Annotated in this window: 16 protein-coding genes and 1 pseudogene; 7 read left to right on the top strand and 10 right to left on the bottom strand. The window is 58.5% G+C overall.

What is annotated here, in order from left to right; translation table 11 throughout:
• The first annotated feature begins 12 nt into the window (after window positions 1-12).
• From FHT77_RS26175 to FHT77_RS26165, 3 genes are all read left to right on the top strand, one after another.
• A complete protein-coding gene (locus FHT77_RS26175) occupies window positions 13-1,500 on the top strand; it encodes an NAD-dependent succinate-semialdehyde dehydrogenase (protein WP_183757832.1) in 1,488 nt (495 codons plus the stop codon).
• A 15-nt stretch (window positions 1,501-1,515) separates the two neighbouring features.
• A complete protein-coding gene (locus FHT77_RS26170; protein WP_183757830.1) occupies window positions 1,516-2,337 on the top strand; it encodes an alpha/beta hydrolase in 822 nt (273 codons plus the stop codon).
• 222 nt (window positions 2,338-2,559) lie between these two features.
• Window positions 2,560-2,889, top strand: a complete 330-nt coding sequence (locus FHT77_RS26165; RefSeq protein WP_183757829.1) for a hypothetical protein — start codon at window positions 2,560-2,562, stop codon at window positions 2,887-2,889.
• On the opposite strand, the gene FHT77_RS26160 is transcribed toward FHT77_RS26165, so the two are convergent.
• Complete coding sequence (locus FHT77_RS26160) at window positions 2,877-3,449, bottom strand: AraC family transcriptional regulator (protein WP_183757827.1); 573 nt, start codon at window positions 3,447-3,449, stop codon at window positions 2,877-2,879. The genes FHT77_RS26165 and FHT77_RS26160 overlap by 13 nt on opposite strands.
• Window positions 3,450-3,697: 248 nt before the next feature.
• Window positions 3,698-3,917, bottom strand: a pseudogene (locus FHT77_RS31620) (helix-turn-helix domain-containing protein); the annotation flags it as partial.
• A gap of 612 nt (window positions 3,918-4,529) precedes the next feature.
• Here FHT77_RS31620 and FHT77_RS26155 point away from each other — a divergent pair.
• The 4 genes from FHT77_RS26155 (at window position 4,530) to FHT77_RS26140 (ending at window position 10,260) form a co-directional block, all read left to right on the top strand.
• Window positions 4,530-6,827, top strand: a complete 2,298-nt coding sequence (locus FHT77_RS26155; RefSeq protein WP_183757825.1) for an FdhF/YdeP family oxidoreductase — start codon at window positions 4,530-4,532, stop codon at window positions 6,825-6,827.
• Window positions 6,828-7,610: 783 nt separating this feature from the next.
• On the top strand, window positions 7,611-9,173 hold the full coding sequence (locus FHT77_RS26150; protein WP_246712697.1) for a sensor histidine kinase: 1,563 nt from the start codon (window positions 7,611-7,613) through the stop codon (window positions 9,171-9,173).
• Entirely contained in the window at window positions 9,166-9,822 is a 657-nt protein-coding gene (locus tag FHT77_RS26145; RefSeq protein WP_183757821.1) for a response regulator transcription factor, read from the top strand. The genes FHT77_RS26150 and FHT77_RS26145 overlap by 8 nt, the downstream gene beginning before the upstream one ends.
• A 69-nt stretch (window positions 9,823-9,891) precedes the next feature.
• Window positions 9,892-10,260 carry a response regulator transcription factor gene (locus tag FHT77_RS26140; RefSeq protein ID WP_183757819.1) on the top strand — a complete coding sequence of 123 codons (369 nt, stop codon included), beginning with the start codon at window positions 9,892-9,894 and terminating at the stop codon, window positions 10,258-10,260.
• A gap of 697 nt (window positions 10,261-10,957) precedes the next feature.
• Here the strand turns inward: FHT77_RS26140 and FHT77_RS26135 are convergent.
• The 8 genes from FHT77_RS26135 to FHT77_RS26100 all read right to left on the bottom strand — a co-directional run bounded on the left by FHT77_RS26135 (window position 10,958) and on the right by FHT77_RS26100 (window position 17,709).
• A complete protein-coding gene (locus FHT77_RS26135; RefSeq protein ID WP_183757817.1) occupies window positions 10,958-11,290 on the bottom strand; it encodes a cupin domain-containing protein in 333 nt (110 codons plus the stop codon).
• A gap of 10 nt (window positions 11,291-11,300) precedes the next feature.
• Window positions 11,301-12,305: a zinc-binding alcohol dehydrogenase family protein gene (locus FHT77_RS26130; RefSeq protein ID WP_183757815.1), complete on the bottom strand. Its 1,005-nt coding sequence runs from the start codon at window positions 12,303-12,305 to the stop codon at window positions 11,301-11,303.
• A gap of 32 nt (window positions 12,306-12,337) precedes the next feature.
• Window positions 12,338-13,216, bottom strand: a complete 879-nt coding sequence (locus FHT77_RS26125; protein ID WP_183757813.1) for a 3-keto-5-aminohexanoate cleavage protein — start codon at window positions 13,214-13,216, stop codon at window positions 12,338-12,340.
• Window positions 13,216-13,977, bottom strand: a complete 762-nt coding sequence (locus FHT77_RS26120) for an SDR family NAD(P)-dependent oxidoreductase (protein WP_183757811.1) — start codon at window positions 13,975-13,977, stop codon at window positions 13,216-13,218. The genes FHT77_RS26125 and FHT77_RS26120 overlap by 1 nt, the downstream gene beginning before the upstream one ends.
• 2 nt (window positions 13,978-13,979) lie before the next feature.
• Window positions 13,980-14,906: a dioxygenase gene (locus FHT77_RS26115; RefSeq protein ID WP_183757809.1), complete on the bottom strand. Its 927-nt coding sequence runs from the start codon at window positions 14,904-14,906 to the stop codon at window positions 13,980-13,982.
• Window positions 14,907-14,939: 33 nt separating this feature from the next.
• On the bottom strand, window positions 14,940-15,722 hold the full coding sequence (locus FHT77_RS26110; RefSeq protein ID WP_183757808.1) for a glutathione S-transferase family protein: 783 nt from the start codon (window positions 15,720-15,722) through the stop codon (window positions 14,940-14,942).
• A 65-nt stretch (window positions 15,723-15,787) separates the two neighbouring features.
• Window positions 15,788-16,831: a branched-chain amino acid ABC transporter permease gene (locus FHT77_RS26105; protein ID WP_183757806.1), complete on the bottom strand. Its 1,044-nt coding sequence runs from the start codon at window positions 16,829-16,831 to the stop codon at window positions 15,788-15,790.
• Entirely contained in the window at window positions 16,831-17,709 is an 879-nt protein-coding gene (locus tag FHT77_RS26100) for a branched-chain amino acid ABC transporter permease (protein WP_183757804.1), read from the bottom strand. The genes FHT77_RS26105 and FHT77_RS26100 overlap by 1 nt, the downstream gene beginning before the upstream one ends.
• Window positions 17,710-17,721: the final 12 nt, after the last annotated feature.

Here is a 17,721-nt window from a genome sequence, read left to right as displayed (position 1 = left end):
GAGGGAAAACTCATGACCATTGCCCAGCAGATCCATGCAACCGAGTGCGAAACGCCGGACATCGACGCCGCTGCACGCGGGCTATATATCGACGGGTCATGGCGGCCGTCGCAGTCCGGTCGGCAAATCGACGTCGTCGATCCGTCGACTGGTGTCATTCTCGCAGCTGTGCCTGATGCGACAATCGAAGATGCCCAGGCATGCGTCGATGCCGCAGCGGCGTCCGCGCGTGCATGGCGTGCCACTCCGCCCCGCAAGCGATCCGAGATTTTGCGTCGCTGCTTCGAACTGATGGTCGAACGCTCGGAGATGCTGGCGACCTTGATCTCGTTGGAGAACGGTAAGGCGTTGCGTGACGCGCGCGGCGAAGTCGCCTACGCTGCCGAGTTCTTCCGCTGGAACGCCGAAGAGGCAGTACGCATCACAGGAGAGTTCGGCATCGCCCCATCAGGCACGAACCGCATCATCGTGGATTATCAGCCCATCGGGATCTGCCTGATGATCACGCCTTGGAACTTCCCCGCAGCGATGGCAACCCGCAAGATCGCCCCTGCCCTTGCGGCAGGGTGTACGGTCATCCTCAAGCCTGCCAGCGAAACGCCACTCACGGCCTACGCACTTGCGGCAATCTACGAAGAGGCTGGCGTGCCGAAGGGCGTCGTCAACGTTCTGACAACCACCAATCCCGGGCCTGTGACGGCACATGTTTTGGCAGATCCGCGTGTACGGAAGCTTTCCTTCACGGGATCGACAGGCGTTGGTAAACAACTGCTTGCAGCGGCAGCGAAGCATGTCATCTCGTGCTCAATGGAACTCGGCGGCAATGCGCCCTTCGTAGTCTTCGATGATGCCGATCTCGGTGCCGCGCTCGACGGGGCAATGATCGCCAAGATGCGCAATGCGGGCGAGGCATGTACGGCAGCAAACCGCTTCTACGTGCAATCCGGCATATACGACGCATTTGCCGAAGGATTGGCCAAGCGTATGGCCGCCTTAAAGGTCGGTCCGGGCATCAACGCCGAGACCGACTGCGGCCCGATGATCACTCGCAAGGCGGTCGAAAAAATCAGCCGCCTGGTTGACGATTCAAAAGGCAAGGGCGCGCGCGTTCTATGCGGCGGTGAGGCGCCGTCCGGGTCTGGTTTCTTCTACCCGCCGACTGTCCTTGCCGACGTCCCGGTAAACTCGGAGATGATGTCAGAGGAGATTTTCGGTCCCGTTGCACCGCTCTACCGTTTCCATGACGAGGAAGAAGCCATAGCGTGTGCCAACGATACGGAATATGGTCTTGCAGCGTATGTGTACACCCGTGACCTTGCACGCGGCCTACGCGTTTCTTCCGCCATCGAAGCAGGTATGATCGCCCTCAATCGAGGTTTGGTCTCCGATCCGGCAGCGCCCTTTGGCGGCGTAAAGCAGAGCGGGTTGGGGCGCGAGGGCGGACAGCACCATGGCATTGCCGAGTTCATGGAAGCCAAATATATCGCTACGAGTTTCTGAAGCGGAGTTGCTCTTATGGAAACCGACCCATTCCGGATCCGCGACCATGTCGCGGATTTCGATGCCATTGTTGGTGAGATCGTCGCGGCGAGTGCGAGGACGCGCGAAACCTTGCCAATGATACTGGACGTCGCATATGGCGACGGACCAGATGAGACGGTGGACATGTTCTTTCCTGCGGGTCCCCGTCAGAACCTTCCTGTCCACCTGTTTGTCCACGGCGGGTACTGGCGGATGTTCTCCAAGCGGGATTACTCTTGCATCGCCAACACCATCACTTTGGCGGGTGCTATCGCCGTGATTGTTGATTATTCCCTCATGCCGGGGCAGCGCATGGAGGTTCTTGTCGACCAAGTCGTCCGCGCCAAGGAATGGGTCGTCCAGCATATTGCAAGTTATGGCGGCGATCCCTTGCGTCTTTCTGTGAGCGGACACTCTGCGGGAGCGCATCTCGCGACGTTCACGTTCGAGGAGAGCGAAAAAGGATCCAGAGTTCAGGGCGCTTTCCTGCTCGGCGGCCTTTATGATCTTGCACCGCTGCAACAATCCTTCTTGCAGAGAGAGATAGCGCTGACCGAGGACGAGGTGTCTCGCTTCACACCACTTTTTCGACGGCATCGAGCAGATTGCCGAGTTTTAGTGGCTGTCGGCCAGGACGAAACACGTCCCTTTCATGACCAATCGGATGCTTTCATCAACCACGTTGCAGCCCAAGGCCTTTCGGCAACGCGTAACAAGATAACGGGTCGCAACCATATGAACTCTGTTCGCGACCTGGGAGTAGCGGGATCCGAAACGGGAGATCTTCTGATCAGCTTCATAAATTCTGGAGCTTGATCGTCGGATAGTTCTGTTGGCCCAAATTGCATATGTTGCCGGCAGCGCAGACGGGGCCTACATGAGGGTGGAGTACTTTTGTTTGCTGCCAGAAAGTGCCGCATTGCAAAGTCCGGGGATTGGTGAGGCGTAAAAACAAAACGGCAATGCTAAGCTCAAGCGCGCGTTACATCAAAGTTCGAAAGACCGCCTCCGCGCGGGCAATTCTTGGAATGGCAACAAGTGACGGCCACATCGCTCAAGATGCTGACCCAGAAGGCGGGCTGCTCGAGGCAGCCTGTTCCGATCGTTTCGGATGGGTTTCAAACAGACGTCCGTGAACAAAAACATGCTGAGGCGATCCACGCTAGTCAGATCGACATCGAGATTATCCTTCGCGCGGATCGTTATCTGCCACGCTGTAAACGGACCAATAGGGCCGAGCATCGGCTGGCCATGAACCGTCTCGACAGCGCCCTTTGGAGTAACGATGGCGAAGCGGCCAAAGAGTCGGCATGGCATCTAATCCTCCAGCTTGCGCGAGATCGCCGTGGTGGCCCTCAGCTATTGTAGCGCGGGACATCAACTGCTGCCGCATGTCGCCGCCATGCGCTTGGCGTGGTTCCAGTCGCGCGACGGAAGACTCGCGAAAGATGGGATTGATCGGCCAAGCCGCAATCCAATGCAATTTCGCAGAGGGAGGCGTTGCTTGTCAGCATCCTATGCTTGGCATGCTCGACCCGTCGCGAAACGATGTAGTTGTGGGGCGTCAAACCGAAGCTACCCTTGAACACCGCGGCAAAGTAGCTCTTACTCAACCGAACTAGACGCGCGAGGTCCTCAAGTGAGATTGGGCGGGATATCCGCTCATCAACGAAGCTCTTCAAACGGTTGATCTGCCAAGGGGCGAGGCCCCGCGTTGAGCCTTGTTTGCTTTCGACGCCGCTGGCTTTCAAAGGCCGCAGCAGGGTCGACGCTGCCTTGACGAGGTTGATGGTGATGGCCTCGTCCCGGTCGACGTAACTTGTGGCATGGAACAGCAAGCGCGAGACCTCGCGCAAGGTCTCGTGGCTGACATCGGAGAGGTCAAGAGAAGACGGTGTAGGTCGGGTAAGAGGCGTAGCGCCAGGCATCCATGATCTCCTTGGAGAGTTCGGCTGGCCCCATAGTGAGACGCAGGATGCGAGCAATGAATTGTACGGCCAGTGTATTTCCCTAGACGTTGGTATGGAACCGCTACGCCTCGGTATAGATTGTCGGGTAGGCATATAGGCGCGCCCATTGATGGAGCGAGAAATCCGATGCGCTTGCTCAGTGCGGAGTAGGGAGCCAGAGCCAAATGGCACTGCGAAACAGCATGCTCGCTTCTCCATAAACGGGATCATTTATACAAAGGTCCCTGGTGCTTTTGGCTTCCCGAACTACCGTGGCTCTCGCTGGGTGATGCTTCGGGGCTCTTCGACGTCGATTTGCGAAATGCCCGGAAGAAGGAGCTAGGCTCCGAATAGCCAAGCTGGGCTGCGATTTCGCCCGTCGCCTTCGACGGTGCTCAGCAGCATCTCGATTGCAAGATCGCGGCGTATGTCATCCTTGATGCTCGCGCATCGACCTCATCCGTCAGAGTGCAGCTAAAGGTGTCAGCGATGCGGCCAGCGCCGCCATCAGACCTTTCATTCTCTCTGATCGGCCCATCGGCGTGGAGAATGAAAGTGCCGGTGGCAGCTCCAATCGACTGCTGGTCTAATCCAGCCAATACCTAAGTTTAGTTACGTGATCGGCTGGACGGGTCTACCTTCGACTCCATCGCCTCACCCCTCATGAGGCGGGTAGCGCCCTCCCAGCTACCGGCTTCGGTGTTCCCTCCCCCTCCGCCGAAGCCGCGGATCCTCCCAAGATCCGCCAAGGCCGTCTCCATCCGCCCGGAGACGGCCTTCTTTTTCTGAAGCCGTGTCGGGCTTCATAAGCGGAAGCGGATATGGTTCGCTGCCACCATTGAACGTGCCAGGATATGATTCGGCGGCCGCCCTATTCATCAAGCACCGTCCGAACCAATATCCGGCGCTGGGCGAGATTGGCTTAAGGCCAACACCTACGGGAACAGTCCGCGACGCCCTATTCCTCAGTATAATGGGCCGGATGCACACCTGTGATAGTCTCTCTCGACTGATGCGCCTGCGGCGCCGAAGCAGCCCCGGATTTCAAGGAGATTCGACATGAAGGATCAGCGTCCAGAAGGTATCGAACAATACGAGCAACCGGCCGGCGGCTGGGGCGCGCTCAAGGCTGTCGCCAAAACGCTGGCTCACCAGCGGGTTGTGGCCCAAGGCACCATGACGCTACTGAGGGCCAATCAACCGGAAGGCTTCGATTGCCCTGGCTGCGCATGGCCGGATCCCAAACACACGTCGTCATTCGAGTTCTGCGAAAACGGCGCCAAGGCGATAACCTGGGAATCGACAGCCAAACGGTCTGGACCGGAACTCTTCGAGAAAAACACCGTTTCCGATTTTTGGAACTGGAGCGACCATGAGCTGGAAGACGCGGGGCGGCTGACAACGCCGCTGCATTACAACAGCGAGACCGATCGCTACGAGCCGATCGAGTGGGAGGCTGCCTTCAAACTCATCGGCGCAGAACTAAACAAGCTAAACAATCCAAACCAAGCGGAATTCTACACATCGGGTCGTGCTTCCAACGAAGCAGCATTTCTCTACCAGCTCTTCGTGCGCGCCTACGGGACCAACAACTTTCCAGACTGTTCCAATATGTGCCACGAGGCGACGAGCGTCGGGCTTCCGATGTCGATCGGAGTTGGCAAGGGCACAGTGACCCTGCAGGATTTCGATTACGCCGATGCGATCTTCAGCTTCGGCCACAATCCCGGGACAAACCATCCGCGCATGATGACGACGCTGCACGAGGCTTCGCGCCGTCGTGTTCCAATCGTCGTCTTCAATCCTCTGAAGGAGCGCGCGCTAGAACGCTTTGCCGCGCCCCAAGACCCGATCGAGATGATGACCCTCTCATCGACACCGATCGCGTCAGCCTATCACCAGGTCCGTACTGGCGGAGACCTGGCAGCGCTCAAGGGCCTGATGAAGGCCCTGTTCGAACGCGATGTGGCCGACATCGCGACGGGCGGCTCCGGGGTGCTTGATCGGACGTTCATCGAGGAACATACCGCCGGCTTCGATGCCCTGCGCGCGGATGTTGAGAACACGAGCTGGGATCAGATCGTCGCGATCAGCGGGCTGACGAAGGACGCCATCGAGAGTGCGGCCGAGGTTTACGCGAAGGCAAAAAACGTGATTGTCTGCTACGGCATGGGCATCACCCAGCACGCCAATGGCACCGGCAACGTACAGCAGATCGCCAACCTGTTGATGCTACGCGGCAATATCGGCCGGCAAGGCGCCGGTATCGCTCCGATCCGCGGCCATTCAAACGTTCAGGGCGACCGCACCGTCGGGATCACCGAAAGCCCCAACAAAGCGCTCATCGACGGCATGGAACGAGCGTTCGGCTTTCGTCCGCCCGCGGAGAAGGGACACAATGCGATCGAGGCTGTGGAGGCCATCATCGCGGGTGAATCCAAGGCGCTTCTCTGCCTCGGCGGCAATCTTGCCGTCGCGATGTCCGACCCGGAGGCCACTTTCGAGGGCATGCGCAAGCTCGATCTAGCCGTCCACATCGCCACCAAGCTGAACCGGTCGCATCTTCTAACAGCCAAGACTTCGCTGATCCTGCCATGTCTTGGACGTACGGACCTCGACACGCAAGCCTCGGGCCCACAGGCTGTCACCGTGGAAGACTCCATGTCGATGGTTCACGCCTCGCGCGGTTTCTTGAAGCCTCCGAGTGAAGCGCTGAAGTCCGAGCCTGCAATCATCGCCAATATTGCGAAGGCGACGCTTGGCAATCGTTATGGCATCGACTGGGACGGCATGATTGCGGACTATGACCGTATCCGCGAGAAGATCGAAGTGGTGTTCCCCGACTTCCACGAGTTCAACAAGCGTGTGCGTGTGCATGGCGGTTTTCGCCTTGATGTCGCCGCCTCCTTCCGTCGGTGGAACACCAAAACCGGCAAGGCAAATTTCCTTGTTGCTCCGGGCCTCGATGAGGATCCGCTGATCAAGAACCCCGATGCTCTGGTCCTCACGACGATCCGCAGCCACGACCAGTACAACACGACTGTCTACGGTCTCGATGATCGTTATCGCGGCGTCTTTGGCCGCCGCGATGTGATTTTCATGAACAAGGACGATCTGGCCGGCCGCGGCCTCAAGGACGGCGACCGGATCGACATTCGTGGCCTCGTGGGAACTGGCGAGGCCACGCATCGCGTGCGTGGCTTCACGGCGGTCGAATACAATATCCCAAGAGGATCGGTTGCCGGCTACTACCCCGAGATGAACGCGGTCGTCTCTCTGAGCCACTATGACCGTATCTCGGGCACGCCGTCTTATAAGGGCGTTCCAGTGACGGTCACCGCGACCAGCGACGGCTAACCAGCGGATCGACTTCCGGAAAATTGTGCCCGCGACGCGTCTATTTCGAGCCGCATTTCATTGGAGCAGTGGCTTTGTGGGTGCCAGGCCACTGTTTCCATGGACCCAAACTTTTGGCTCATCCACGTACACTTACGTGGCCCGATCTGGGCAAGGTGCTAGGATCTCGTCATGCACCAGGAGTCCATTGCAAACTTTGCAAAGTCCAGCGAACACAAGGCACTGAACGTCAGGTTCTTCGCCTTTCTGGTCGGTGCCACGATGGTAGGCGGCTATATCGGCTTGGTGACATACTCGTGTTTGCCACCGGTATCCATGAGATCTACAATTTTGTGTGGCTCCCACTTGACAGCTTGACCGGCGGTTCGGTCTTTATGGTACGTGGCGATTGCGAGCTGCTCCACAGCGATGGCCACGTGGCTGGTGGAGGCGCCCCTGCCTCTACGAGCAAGAATCTCCGCCGACCGAAACGAGCAGTGAAGCACCGGTCTGGGGCTGGTGGAATCCTTAGAAGCAGTAAAGTAATTTGCACCCGAACTCTGCCTGAAAGGCACCGGCCGAGACGCCATTGCTGCATCATTTGCTGACCGGAAAAGCCTGTCGAGAGGCAGCTACTGGATTGAAAGAAATGCTATCATGCACGACCAGAACTGGCGTCGCTGCAAGGCGCGGATACATCGAACAACCACCAGTCCGGTTTACACCTATGTATAGGTTAGATGGGACCAGAAAGCGGGTAAGGTCTTGGCAGAAAAGACTGGGGGAAGGATGCCTGTACCGTCAATGATATTCCGCGTTCGCGATGTGGAGGGATCGGGTCAGAACCTGGTCTTCGCCTTGATTGCGATCGCGCTTGCGGCCGCCGTCTTCTACGTCGATACGTACACCGATATCGAGGGCGCCGTTGCGGTGCTTTATGTGGTCGTTATGTTGCTTGCGGTGCAAGCGAGTACCCGGGTGGGGCTGCTCGTCATCGCAGCCGTTTGTGCCGCCCTCACCCTTGTTTCCTACGTTGTGACACATGGGAAAGATGCCGACCTTCAGTCTACCGTCCGCCTGGCCGTCGCACTCGCTGCGCTATGCGTCACGACCATGCTTCTCCTAAAGTCGGAGACGGCTCGCCTCGCGCTACTTTCCATCAATTCCGCGCTGAAGGAGAGCGAGGCAAGATATCGGTCGATCTTCGACCGCACCCGTGTTGCGTTGTGGGAGCGAGACTACTCGAAGCTGCGTGGCTATCTGATCGATGTCCGGGCACAGGGGGTTACCGACATCAAGGCGTATGCGCGCGCGAACCCGTCCGTCCTCGATCATTGTGTGGGTCTTATAAAAGTGGTCGCGGCGAACGAAGCAGCGCGCGAGATGCTGGGATCTGCCTCGGTCAGAAGCCCCCGCCGGTTCATCCTGCCGGGGCAGGAGAAGCTCCTTGACGTGTTTCAGGCGATCATGGACGGTGAACGGGTGTTCGAGGACAAGGTCGAAGTACTCGCCGACAATGGAGAGACGAAGCTCGTATTGCTAAGCATCAGCTTCCCGGAAGACCCGGCCGCCTTCAACCGGGTCGTTGTCAGTATGGTCGACGTAACCCAGCGCGAAGTGGCTTTGAAGGCCCTGGCGGAAGCGCAGGCGGAATTGACGAAGGCATCGAAGGCAGCAACGGTTGGCGCGATGTCCGCATCGCTTGCGCACGAGCTCAACCAGCCGCTCGGTGCGATCGTGGTCAACGCGCAGACGCTCTTGCGGTGGCTAGATCGAGATCCACCAGATCTTGTAGCCGTACGCCGTTCGGCCGAGCGAATGATCCGCGACAGCCAGCGGGCGAGCGAGATCATACAAAACACGCGCGGTCTGCTTTCTCCAGCGAGCAATAAGCTCGAAACCCTCAACCTCGGCAGCCTGGTCGATGAGACCATGGCTCTGATGGAGCACGAGCTTCAGCGGAGCGGCACGACGGTGCTTGTCGATCAAAAGCCAGGCGTTCCGTCGGTCCTTGCCGTGAAGATCGAATTGCAGCAGGTCCTGATTAACCTGATCACCAACGCCGTTCAGGCAATGGACGAGGCCGGCTGCCCAGAGCGGATTATCAAGATAGCGATTGAGCGACCTGACATCGAGCACGTGTGCATCGCGTTGCGTGACTCCGGACCCGGGATCACCCAAGATGCGAAGGACAAGCTGTTTTCACCGTTCTTTACGACGAAGGCAACCGGCATGGGCATGGGACTGTCTATCTGCCGCAGTACCTTGGAGGCGCGTGGCGGAAAGCTCGACGGAACCAATCACCCCGAAGGCGGCGCGATATTCGAGATGCGCTTGCCGATAAAGCCGGAGTTGGAACATGCCTGACCTACGCAAATCGCAGAAGCAACCAGCCGGGCCTGTCGTCTTCATCGTCGACGACGATCTCTCCATGCGGGAAGCGCTGACAGACCTGTTCCGTTCGATGAAATTTGACGCCGAGGCATTCGAGAGCGCGGCGTCCTTCATGGAAACGGCGAACTTCAATCGTCCGGGCTGTATTCTTCTCGATGTCCGCCTGCCTGGTGTGAGTGGACTGGATTTCCAGACACAACTCGAACGCATCGGCAGCCAGATGCCCATCATCTTCATGACCGGCTTCGGCGACATTCCGATGAGCGTGCGGGCGATGAAGGCTGGCGCTGTCGACTTCTTGACCAAACCCTTCAAGGATCAGGACATTCTCGATGCCGTCGCGACGGCGATGGAGCGCGATACCGCGCGCCGACGCCAGAGTGCGCAGAGTGAGGCCGTCGCATCGCTTGCCGGAAATCTGACTCCACGTGAGCGCGAGGTCATGGACGCGGTGGTCAAGGGGCTGATGAACAAGCAAATCGCCTATGAACTCGGGATCAGCGAGGTCACTGTCAAACTGCATCGCGGCAATGTCATGCGGAAAATGGAAGTTCGCTCGGTGGCCGAGCTTGTAAGGAAGACCGAAATGCTGGGCGAAGGCGTACGACCACCTGTATCTTAGTATGGTATCTTTGAGTTGGGCATGAAGGCATAACAAGACTTAGAAAAGCAGCCAGAGAAGGCCCGTTCATTGCCCCCAATCCCAACCATAGCCGTCGTCGACGATGACCAGGCCATCCGTGAAGCCATGGACGATCTTGTCAGGTCCTACGGCTACGAGTGCCGGCTGTTCGCCTCGGCGGAAGAGTTTCTTGCTTTCGAACCGCGATCGGCCATTGATTGCATGCTTGTCGACGTGAAGATGCCCGGCCTCAGCGGGATCGAACTACAGGCTGAATTGAACAGGCATTCGCAGCGCCCCCCAATGATCTTTGTCACCTCGTACAAGGATGAGCGGACACGCAGCACAGCGATGAACGGCGGCGCTTTCGCCTTTCTTGGCAAGCCGGTCGATATCGAAAAACTGATCGGATGCCTCGAATCAGCGCTCGGCCACTGAGCGCTGAAAGTCAAACTGAAATTGCAGCTATTCTGCGCGGAACCATTTAGCGAAACGTCTCGCACGGCCCAGCAAATTAAACCGAGCGGTCGCGGCTGAGAAGCCCGGTGTTCTCACCGGAGCGACACCTTTTGGGGTACTCGGCGCACGCCGCTTCACGCATACACCGAGGAAGCAAGCAAAGGAGACAGGACTGTGTTCTCATTCACGAACACCCATTTGTCCGAGCAAGACGGATTGCGGTCCCTGAGCGTCAGCCTGGTTAATCACCTGTCTCGCCGATCATACACATTGCGATGCGAGATTCGGCGTCACGAGCCTATCGAGACGATCGATACGACAGCTTTCGACAGGCGGCTTGAATCGCTGCGCAAGTCCATAGACAACGCCGCTTCTGGCATTTGACCTGTCGAACCGCGCCGCCGATTGCTTGATGACGGCGCCGCGCTTCGCCGCTCGCCTATGCAATAGTTGGTTGCTTGCTTATGGCCGTCCCCTCGACCACCGGTGAAAAAAATATATTCAGGGATACGCCTCCTGCCGTCTTGATCTCGGCGGTTACAGCTATGCCGGGAGAGAGGTAAAATGCATCATATTGCCTATTGTGTTTTCCGCGGTGCGGCTTGCCGACGCCGTCAGCGGCAAGGCATAGGCGCTTTCGCCACACGGGTTTCCGATTTTTGGGACACCTCGTCAATTATACGGGCATCGCGAGGAGAATGGTCGCCGGGGAACCGGACCGGTTGAATAGCGCCCGCGCTTCGCCAGCTGCTAGTCTGCAACTATCTAACGGACCCAACGCTACTGACTGGGTGGCTGTCTCAACTGTTACTTCGCCAGAAATCACGACGTAGATTTTCTCAACGGCCGCATCCTTCAGGGAGGTTCGCGCACCAGGCAACAGGTGCGACAGGCCAATCCAGATGGTGTCGGTGTTCGTTGCTTCCTTCCCCTGAAGGCGCAGGCATTGCATGTCATAGTGCTCGGCCGCCTCGTAGGGCCGAGCTTCCTTGTACCGCGTTACTTGCATTTCGGCTGTCTCAGGGCTTCAACAATACGCGGTCGGCAGTTCCGCGCAGGACAGACGTATATGCCTTGGCCGCATCATTCAGCCCGTAGCAGGTGGCCGGATTGATCGGGAAAGGCTTCAGCAAGCCTTCCTCGAATTTCCCTTTCAACCGGTCAAAGATGCGCGCGCCATCGACCGACGACAAGGCGAGCGTATCGATGCCGATATACTTGTGCCGACCACGGAAGAAGTTGAAGATGTCAAACGGTACGGCGCGATCGAAAGTCGAGATGAAGATCTGCCGCGCTTGCCTAGCCATCGCCTTGTTGGCCAATTCGAAATACGGGCTGCCGACGGTGTTGAAGACGATATCAGCTCCGTGGCCGTTGGTCCGCTCGTGAACTATGGCGGCCACGTCGTCCTTGCTGCTGTCAAGCATTTCCACGGGGCCGTTGGTATGGCCGATTAGCGGCTGGGCATTGTATTCGACCGCAAAGACTTTGGCGCCCGCCAGGGTCGCGAGCTGAATAGCCGCCTGGCCGACCTTGCCGTTGCCGCCGCATACAAGGACGACATCGGTTGGCTGAACGCCACCGGCCTCGCGCAGACCTTCGTACGCCGTGATAAAGGGAACGCCGATGGAGCCAGCCTCCTCCATGGTGAAATTGGAGGGTTTTTGCCGCACAGCCTTCTCATCAAGCACCATCCATTTGGCATGGCTGCCGTCCTGGCTGATACCCAATTCGCCGCCACCGCCCCAGATTTCGATTCCGACCATGTGTTTTGGCCCTTCGCGCACGATGCCGCCGAAATCACGCCCCGGTGTGCGCGGCCAGATGGCATGGGGCATGTGCCCAAGCGAGGCCTTCACATCGCTCGGGTTGACACCGGCTGCAATGATCTCGACCAGTACCTGCCCTGGACCAGGCTTTGGCACGCCAACATCGGCGACCTCGATCTGAAGGTTGTCGAGATCGGGCGACGGCCCGCTAACCCGCAGCGCCTTGCCCAACTTCGTGTCAATCTGGATGTTCATAATGTTGTCCTTTCTGAGACCAGCAATTGGGTTCAAGGCTTGAGGTTGAGGATGTCGCGGGCTTGCGATGGGCTTGCGATGGCGCCACCCAACTTTTCGATGATGTCGCGAGCCCGCTCGACAAGTTCGCCATTGCCTTTTGCGAGGACGCCTTTGGCGATGTACGAGTTATCTTCGAGGCCCACGCGGACGTGTCCGCCAAGCAGATAGGCTTGTGCCGCCATTGGGAACGACATCCGCCCGACGCCAAAGCCGGTCCAAGCGGCGTCGCGCGGCAACATACGAGCGGCGGTCGCCATCGCGTCCGTCGTCGACGGGAGGCCATATTTGACGCCGGTGACGATGGTGAACATGGCAGGCGATTTCAGCACACCGGCCTTGAGGAGATCGTGAGCAAGCTGGATGTCGCCCGTGTCGAAAACCTCAAGTTCAGGCTTTGCGCCGGTGCTCTCGATGATCTCTGCCATGACCTTCACGTTGCCAGGGGTGTTGATCACGACCTCGGCCCCGAAAGTCATGGTGTTCAGGTCGAGCGTGGCAATGTCGGGCTTCAAGGCCACGATGTGTTCGACCCGTCGCTCAGGCCGCATCAACGTGGTCCTGGGACCGGCAACGGCGGGATTTTCATCGCTTGGGTGATACCGACCGCCGGGGCCCGTGGTCACGTTGAGGATGACTGCATTGTTCTTCGCGCGGATCCGTTCGATGACCTCGCGATAGTACGCAATCTCCATCGACGGCTTTGCCGTTTCGGGATCGCGGACATGGATATGGACAATAGCCGCGCCCGCGTCCGCTGCTTCGAGACAGGAGTTGGCAATTTCCTCAGGTGTCACCGGCAGACCCGGGTGATTTTCGCGGGTCGTGAGATTGCCGGTAACCGCACAGGTGATGATAACGTTCTGTTGCATCAGAGATGCCTCCCTCCGTCGACGACGATGCGGGTGCCCGTCGAGAATTTAAGATGCGTTGCACAGGCAAGGATGGCCTCGGCCACGTCGGTCGGCGTGGTGAGACGCTTCAGCGGCGTTGCGGCTGCCGCCTTATCCTTGAACTCTTGGCCGCGGCCGGGAACGAATTCGGTATCGACCACGCCCGGAGAGATAGCCATGACCCGAACCGCTGGAGCGAGGGCGCGGCCGAGCGAGTTCGTCATAATGTCGAGACCCGCCTTTGCGCCACAATAGGCGATGTTCGATCCGATGCCTGTGAAGGCGGCAATCGACGACACGTTGACGATAAGTCCCTGGCCGTGTTCCGCCAGTGCCGGTGCAAAGGCTCGAATGGTCGCAAACACCCCTCGCCAGTTGCTCACGAAAACCTGGTCGATGATCTCGTCGGTGAGTGCGTCGAGATCGGCATGTGGAACCGGCTTTGTCACGCCCGCGGCATTCACGAGGATGTCGGCACGCCCGCAAGCGGAAAGGGCCGCGGCACAGAAGGTCTGGATCGATGAAGTATCCTCTATTGAAACCCGCAGCGCGATATGGCCGCTTCCCGGCAACGCCTCCGCGATCTCACGCGCCCTGGCCTCCCCGGATCGATAGCCGATCACGACTGTGGCACCGGCTTGGGCCAGCAGGCGGCATGTTTCGCTGCCGATACCGCCGGACCCGCCGACCACGATCGCGACCTGACCCTTGAGGGTGTCGAATTGAACGTTCTCACTCATTGTCAGGCCTTCGTTCCAGAGATTGGCGGGATGGGATATGTCGGGTCACCTTCAAGAAGCTTGAATGTGTATTCGCAGGTATAGAAAGGCAGCTGCTCGCCCGGATAATTTGGATGCGGCTCAAGATGCTCGACGAAGTCCCCCACGATCTGAGCCTTCGCACCGAAGACGACGTCGGTTACGAGAGCTTCCTGGGTGTCGGAGAAAATCTGCGTAATCAGCGTCTTGTGACCAGGTGCTGAGACAATGAAGTGAATGTGGGCGGGCCGCATCGGATGACGCTTCTGGGCATGCAGCAAAACGCCGACGGGGCCATCCGTCGGGACGGGATAGCCAGCGGGCTTCACCGACTTGAAGCGGAAGCTGCCTTGCTCGTTCGTATGAAAGACGCCGCGCAGGTTGAAGTCGTCCTGGTCACTGTCCTGGTTTTCGTAGAGTCCCACGGGAGAAGCCTGCCAGATGTCGAGCTTGGCACCCGCGACAGGCGCTCCATCGATATCGACCACGCGACCGGAGAAGAACAGCGTCGGTCCCGGCGTCTCGGATCGGGCGATGCACTCGCCGTCGACGCATTCTGGCGCGTGGCCACGATAGAACGGACCAAGAAGTGCCGACATGGTCTCGCCCTGCATGCCGTCATTGTTGATCAGATCGATAAGGGTCGACGCGCCTAGTACATCGGCGGCCAGTACCACCTCGTTGTTGGTCTCATGGGTGTGGTGGCCGAGCGCAGCGATCCAACGCAGCCCAAACTCGAATTCTTCTTCGGTCGGACGGGTCTCGATGATGAATTGGTGAAGGTGGTTGATCAAGGCATCCGTGATCGCCTTGAGGCGCGGATTGCTCGTTTTCGCCATTGCGGTCAGTACCGTTGGCGTCACGTCCGCGATCGTCGCGATCAGCCGGGGTTCGATGGTTACGTGTTGCATTGCTTGTCTCCTCCGGTGTGCTGGCGCGGCCGCTTATGCGGCGACGTGCGCCGTCCGTTGCAGGGATTGCAGATGGGGGTATTTTTCGGTCAGCAGAGACCCGTGATAATAAGTCTGCGCGAAAGCATCGGTTGCTTTGATGTTGCGCAGCCAAAGATCGATCTGGGGCGCATCAGCCCAGAGATGGCCGAGGTTGATGTCGTCCATCCGAACGATCACCGGCATGATGGCGATATCAGCGAGGGTCAGTTCAGCGCCCAGCAGCCAAGGGCCGCCACATTCGCCCAGCCAATGGGCCATGCGGTCGATCCCTCGCTTCAGCCGCCCGAGTGCTTCATCCATTTCCGACTGCGGAAAGCCGGTTCGCCCCATTTTCAAGAGGAACTCGCGTCGCAGCGGCTTGCTTTCACAAACGGCGAGGAACTCCTCTTCCGTCATTGCCTGGTAATGCGGCAGAAAGGCCAGGTTGTATGACGGAACACGTACGGCCGGTGTCAGAACTTCGTCGATGAAGCTCATCATTGCCCGCATCCTCGCCACTTCTATCGGAGGCCGCGGACGCAGTGGCGCGACATCGCCCAGAATATCTTCGAGATATTCCATGATGACGGCGGAATCGACGACGGGCGTGCCGTTGTGAACCAGCGTCGGAACAACACCATTCGGGTTGATCGCGAGATATTCGGGCTTCAGTTGGTCGCCCCTGAACAGATCGAGTCTGTGCTCCTCGAAGGCCCTTCCCTTGGTGTGAAGCGTGTAGCGCACACGCTGACTGCAGGTCGATTGTGGCGCGTTGTAGAGTACGAATTCGGACATGACTTTCTCCTCCTGCCCCTTGGGCAAGTCCGTCACCATGGTGTTGATCGGTTATGGGACTGTCGTCAGTCCCAGTTCAAAATCCGGGGAAGCTTGCCTTTCTTGGCAAGAGTCCCCACCAGGCCGAGAGGGAAGAAGACAAGCCCAAGCGCCATGATCAGACCCGTTCCGAGAATGTTGAGTTCGGAGGCACCCATTGTCGCCACGAACAGTTCGTTGAGCGCGACGATGGCGACAGCTCCAATGACTGGTCCCGCGATCGTGCCCTTTCCTCCGAGAATGCACATCAGGACCATGTTGGCCGAGATGCCGATGATCAGGAAAATGTTGGGCCGCAGGTAGGTCAGGTACTCACCCCACACCGCTCCGGCCATGCCAACGAAGAAGGCCGACAGCGCGAACGCCAGTACCTTGTACAGCCGCGTGTTTATCCCGGCACTTTCCGCCTTGATCTCATCCTTGGAGATGGCGCGGAGACCAAGACCAAACTTTGAGTGCTTGATCCTGTAGCTTGCCCAGACCGTGAAGGCGGCAATGGCGATAAACGCGTAGTAGTACGGCAGTTTGGTCCATTGAGCCGATAGACTGTTCGAGGGCAATGTCAGGCCATTCGTGCCGCCAATGAATGCCCAGTTGTCGAACAGGATCCGCGCAATCATCAGCAGTGCGATCGAGGAGATAATGAAGCTCGGCCCGCGTACCCGCAATGTCACGAGCCCGATGAGATAACCGACCGCCGCTGCGATGAGGCCAGCCAGGGGGGCCGTCACGATCGTTGAGATACCGTAGCGGGCAAGCAGCATTCCGGCCACGTAGCCACCGATGCCAAAGAAGACGCTATGGCCGAGGGAGATATAGCCTGCAAAGCCACCCAATATGTTCCATCCGGAAGCCATCGCGACAAAGGATGCAGCAAAAAGCACGAGATGAAGGAGGTAGTTGAAATTGCCTGCGAACTGCAAAAGTGGCAGTGCAATCAGGATGGTGAGCAGTGCAAGCGGAAACCAAGTGGCTCGCGTTTGATCGGCCTTCAGCGCCAGTTTCTCGTTATGCGCACGCCGGGCTTCAACCACGCTGTTCGTGCTTGAGTGAGGGAATGTGACCGTCATTACGCCATCTCCGGTTTTTCGCCGAACAGGCCCTGTGGCCGGACGAGCAGGACAATGAAAAGTGCGAGGAAGAATGTCATCGTCGACCATGTCGCGCCGATCCAGGTGCCGACGAAGGCCGCGACGAGCGACAGGCCCAGGGCTGCCACGACGGTGCCGAGGATGCTCCCCATACCGCCGAGCACGACGACAGACATCAGCATAGCGATCCATTCCCAATGCTTGGCCGGGAAGAAGCTGAAGACGAAGCTGACAAGCGAACCAGCGGCGCCTGCGAGACCGATCCCGATAGCGAAGGCGAGGATGCTGATCGCGTTGACGTTAACGCCCAGCAGTTCAGCGGCTTCGCGGTTCTGTGTCGTGGCGCGGATCGCGTAGCCAAGCCGCGAGTATTTCAGGAAGAGCGTCAGACCGCCGATAATCAGCAGCGAGACAATACCGGCGTAGAGCTGACCCTTCGGAATGAAGAGATCGCCGATGAAGATCGCATCTGTCGCGTAGGCCGGAGACGTAATGCGCTGCGTGTTCGTAAACATGCCGCCGAGCAATCCTTCTGCCATCGTCGCCAGCGCGAAGGTCAGCAGCACCGTCATCTCGGAATATTTCGCGTTCTTGGCCTCGCGCTCGAAGAGGAGTTTGTAAAGCACCACCCCGACCGCGGCCATTGCGATCGAAGCAACCGGCACCATGAGGATGGGATCGAGGCCGAGGAGTTTGAAAGCCCAGTAGGCGATATACGCTCCGCCGATGATCAGAGCCGGATGTGCAATGTTCACGATCCGCATCACGCCGAAGACCAACGACAGTCCTGATCCCATAAGTGCTATGACGCCGCCGAGCGCGAGCCCGAGCACCAATATCTGGATAAATTGAGCCATGTTGTTCCCCTT

Origin of the sequence: Rhizobium sp. BK181 (assembly GCF_014193305.1) — a bacterium.
In the GTDB taxonomy this organism is placed as follows: domain Bacteria; phylum Pseudomonadota; class Alphaproteobacteria; order Rhizobiales; family Rhizobiaceae; genus Rhizobium.
The sequence above is the reverse complement of the archived record's forward strand: the minus strand, read 5'-3'. Positions and strand labels throughout refer to the sequence as shown.

Coding starts and splice junctions, on each gene's coding strand:
- FHT77_RS26175 (WP_183757832.1), top strand. CDS start 13: ATGACCATTGCCCAGCAGATCCATGCAACCGAGTGCGAAACGCCGGAC.
- FHT77_RS26170 (WP_183757830.1), top strand. CDS start 1,516: ATGGAAACCGACCCATTCCGGATCCGCGACCATGTCGCGGATTTCGAT.
- FHT77_RS26160 (WP_183757827.1), bottom strand. CDS start 3,449: ATGCCTGGCGCTACGCCTCTTACCCGACCTACACCGTCTTCTCTTGAC.
- FHT77_RS26155 (WP_183757825.1), top strand. CDS start 4,530: ATGAAGGATCAGCGTCCAGAAGGTATCGAACAATACGAGCAACCGGCC.
- FHT77_RS26150 (WP_246712697.1), top strand. CDS start 7,611: ATGATATTCCGCGTTCGCGATGTGGAGGGATCGGGTCAGAACCTGGTC.
- FHT77_RS26145 (WP_183757821.1), top strand. CDS start 9,166: ATGCCTGACCTACGCAAATCGCAGAAGCAACCAGCCGGGCCTGTCGTC.
- FHT77_RS26135 (WP_183757817.1), bottom strand. CDS start 11,290: ATGCAAGTAACGCGGTACAAGGAAGCTCGGCCCTACGAGGCGGCCGAG.
- FHT77_RS26130 (WP_183757815.1), bottom strand. CDS start 12,305: ATGAACATCCAGATTGACACGAAGTTGGGCAAGGCGCTGCGGGTTAGC.
- FHT77_RS26125 (WP_183757813.1), bottom strand. CDS start 13,216: ATGCAACAGAACGTTATCATCACCTGTGCGGTTACCGGCAATCTCACG.
- FHT77_RS26120 (WP_183757811.1), bottom strand. CDS start 13,977: ATGAGTGAGAACGTTCAATTCGACACCCTCAAGGGTCAGGTCGCGATC.
- FHT77_RS26115 (WP_183757809.1), bottom strand. CDS start 14,906: ATGCAACACGTAACCATCGAACCCCGGCTGATCGCGACGATCGCGGAC.
- FHT77_RS26110 (WP_183757808.1), bottom strand. CDS start 15,722: ATGTCCGAATTCGTACTCTACAACGCGCCACAATCGACCTGCAGTCAG.
- FHT77_RS26105 (WP_183757806.1), bottom strand. CDS start 16,831: ATGACGGTCACATTCCCTCACTCAAGCACGAACAGCGTGGTTGAAGCC.
- FHT77_RS26100 (WP_183757804.1), bottom strand. CDS start 17,709: ATGGCTCAATTTATCCAGATATTGGTGCTCGGGCTCGCGCTCGGCGGC.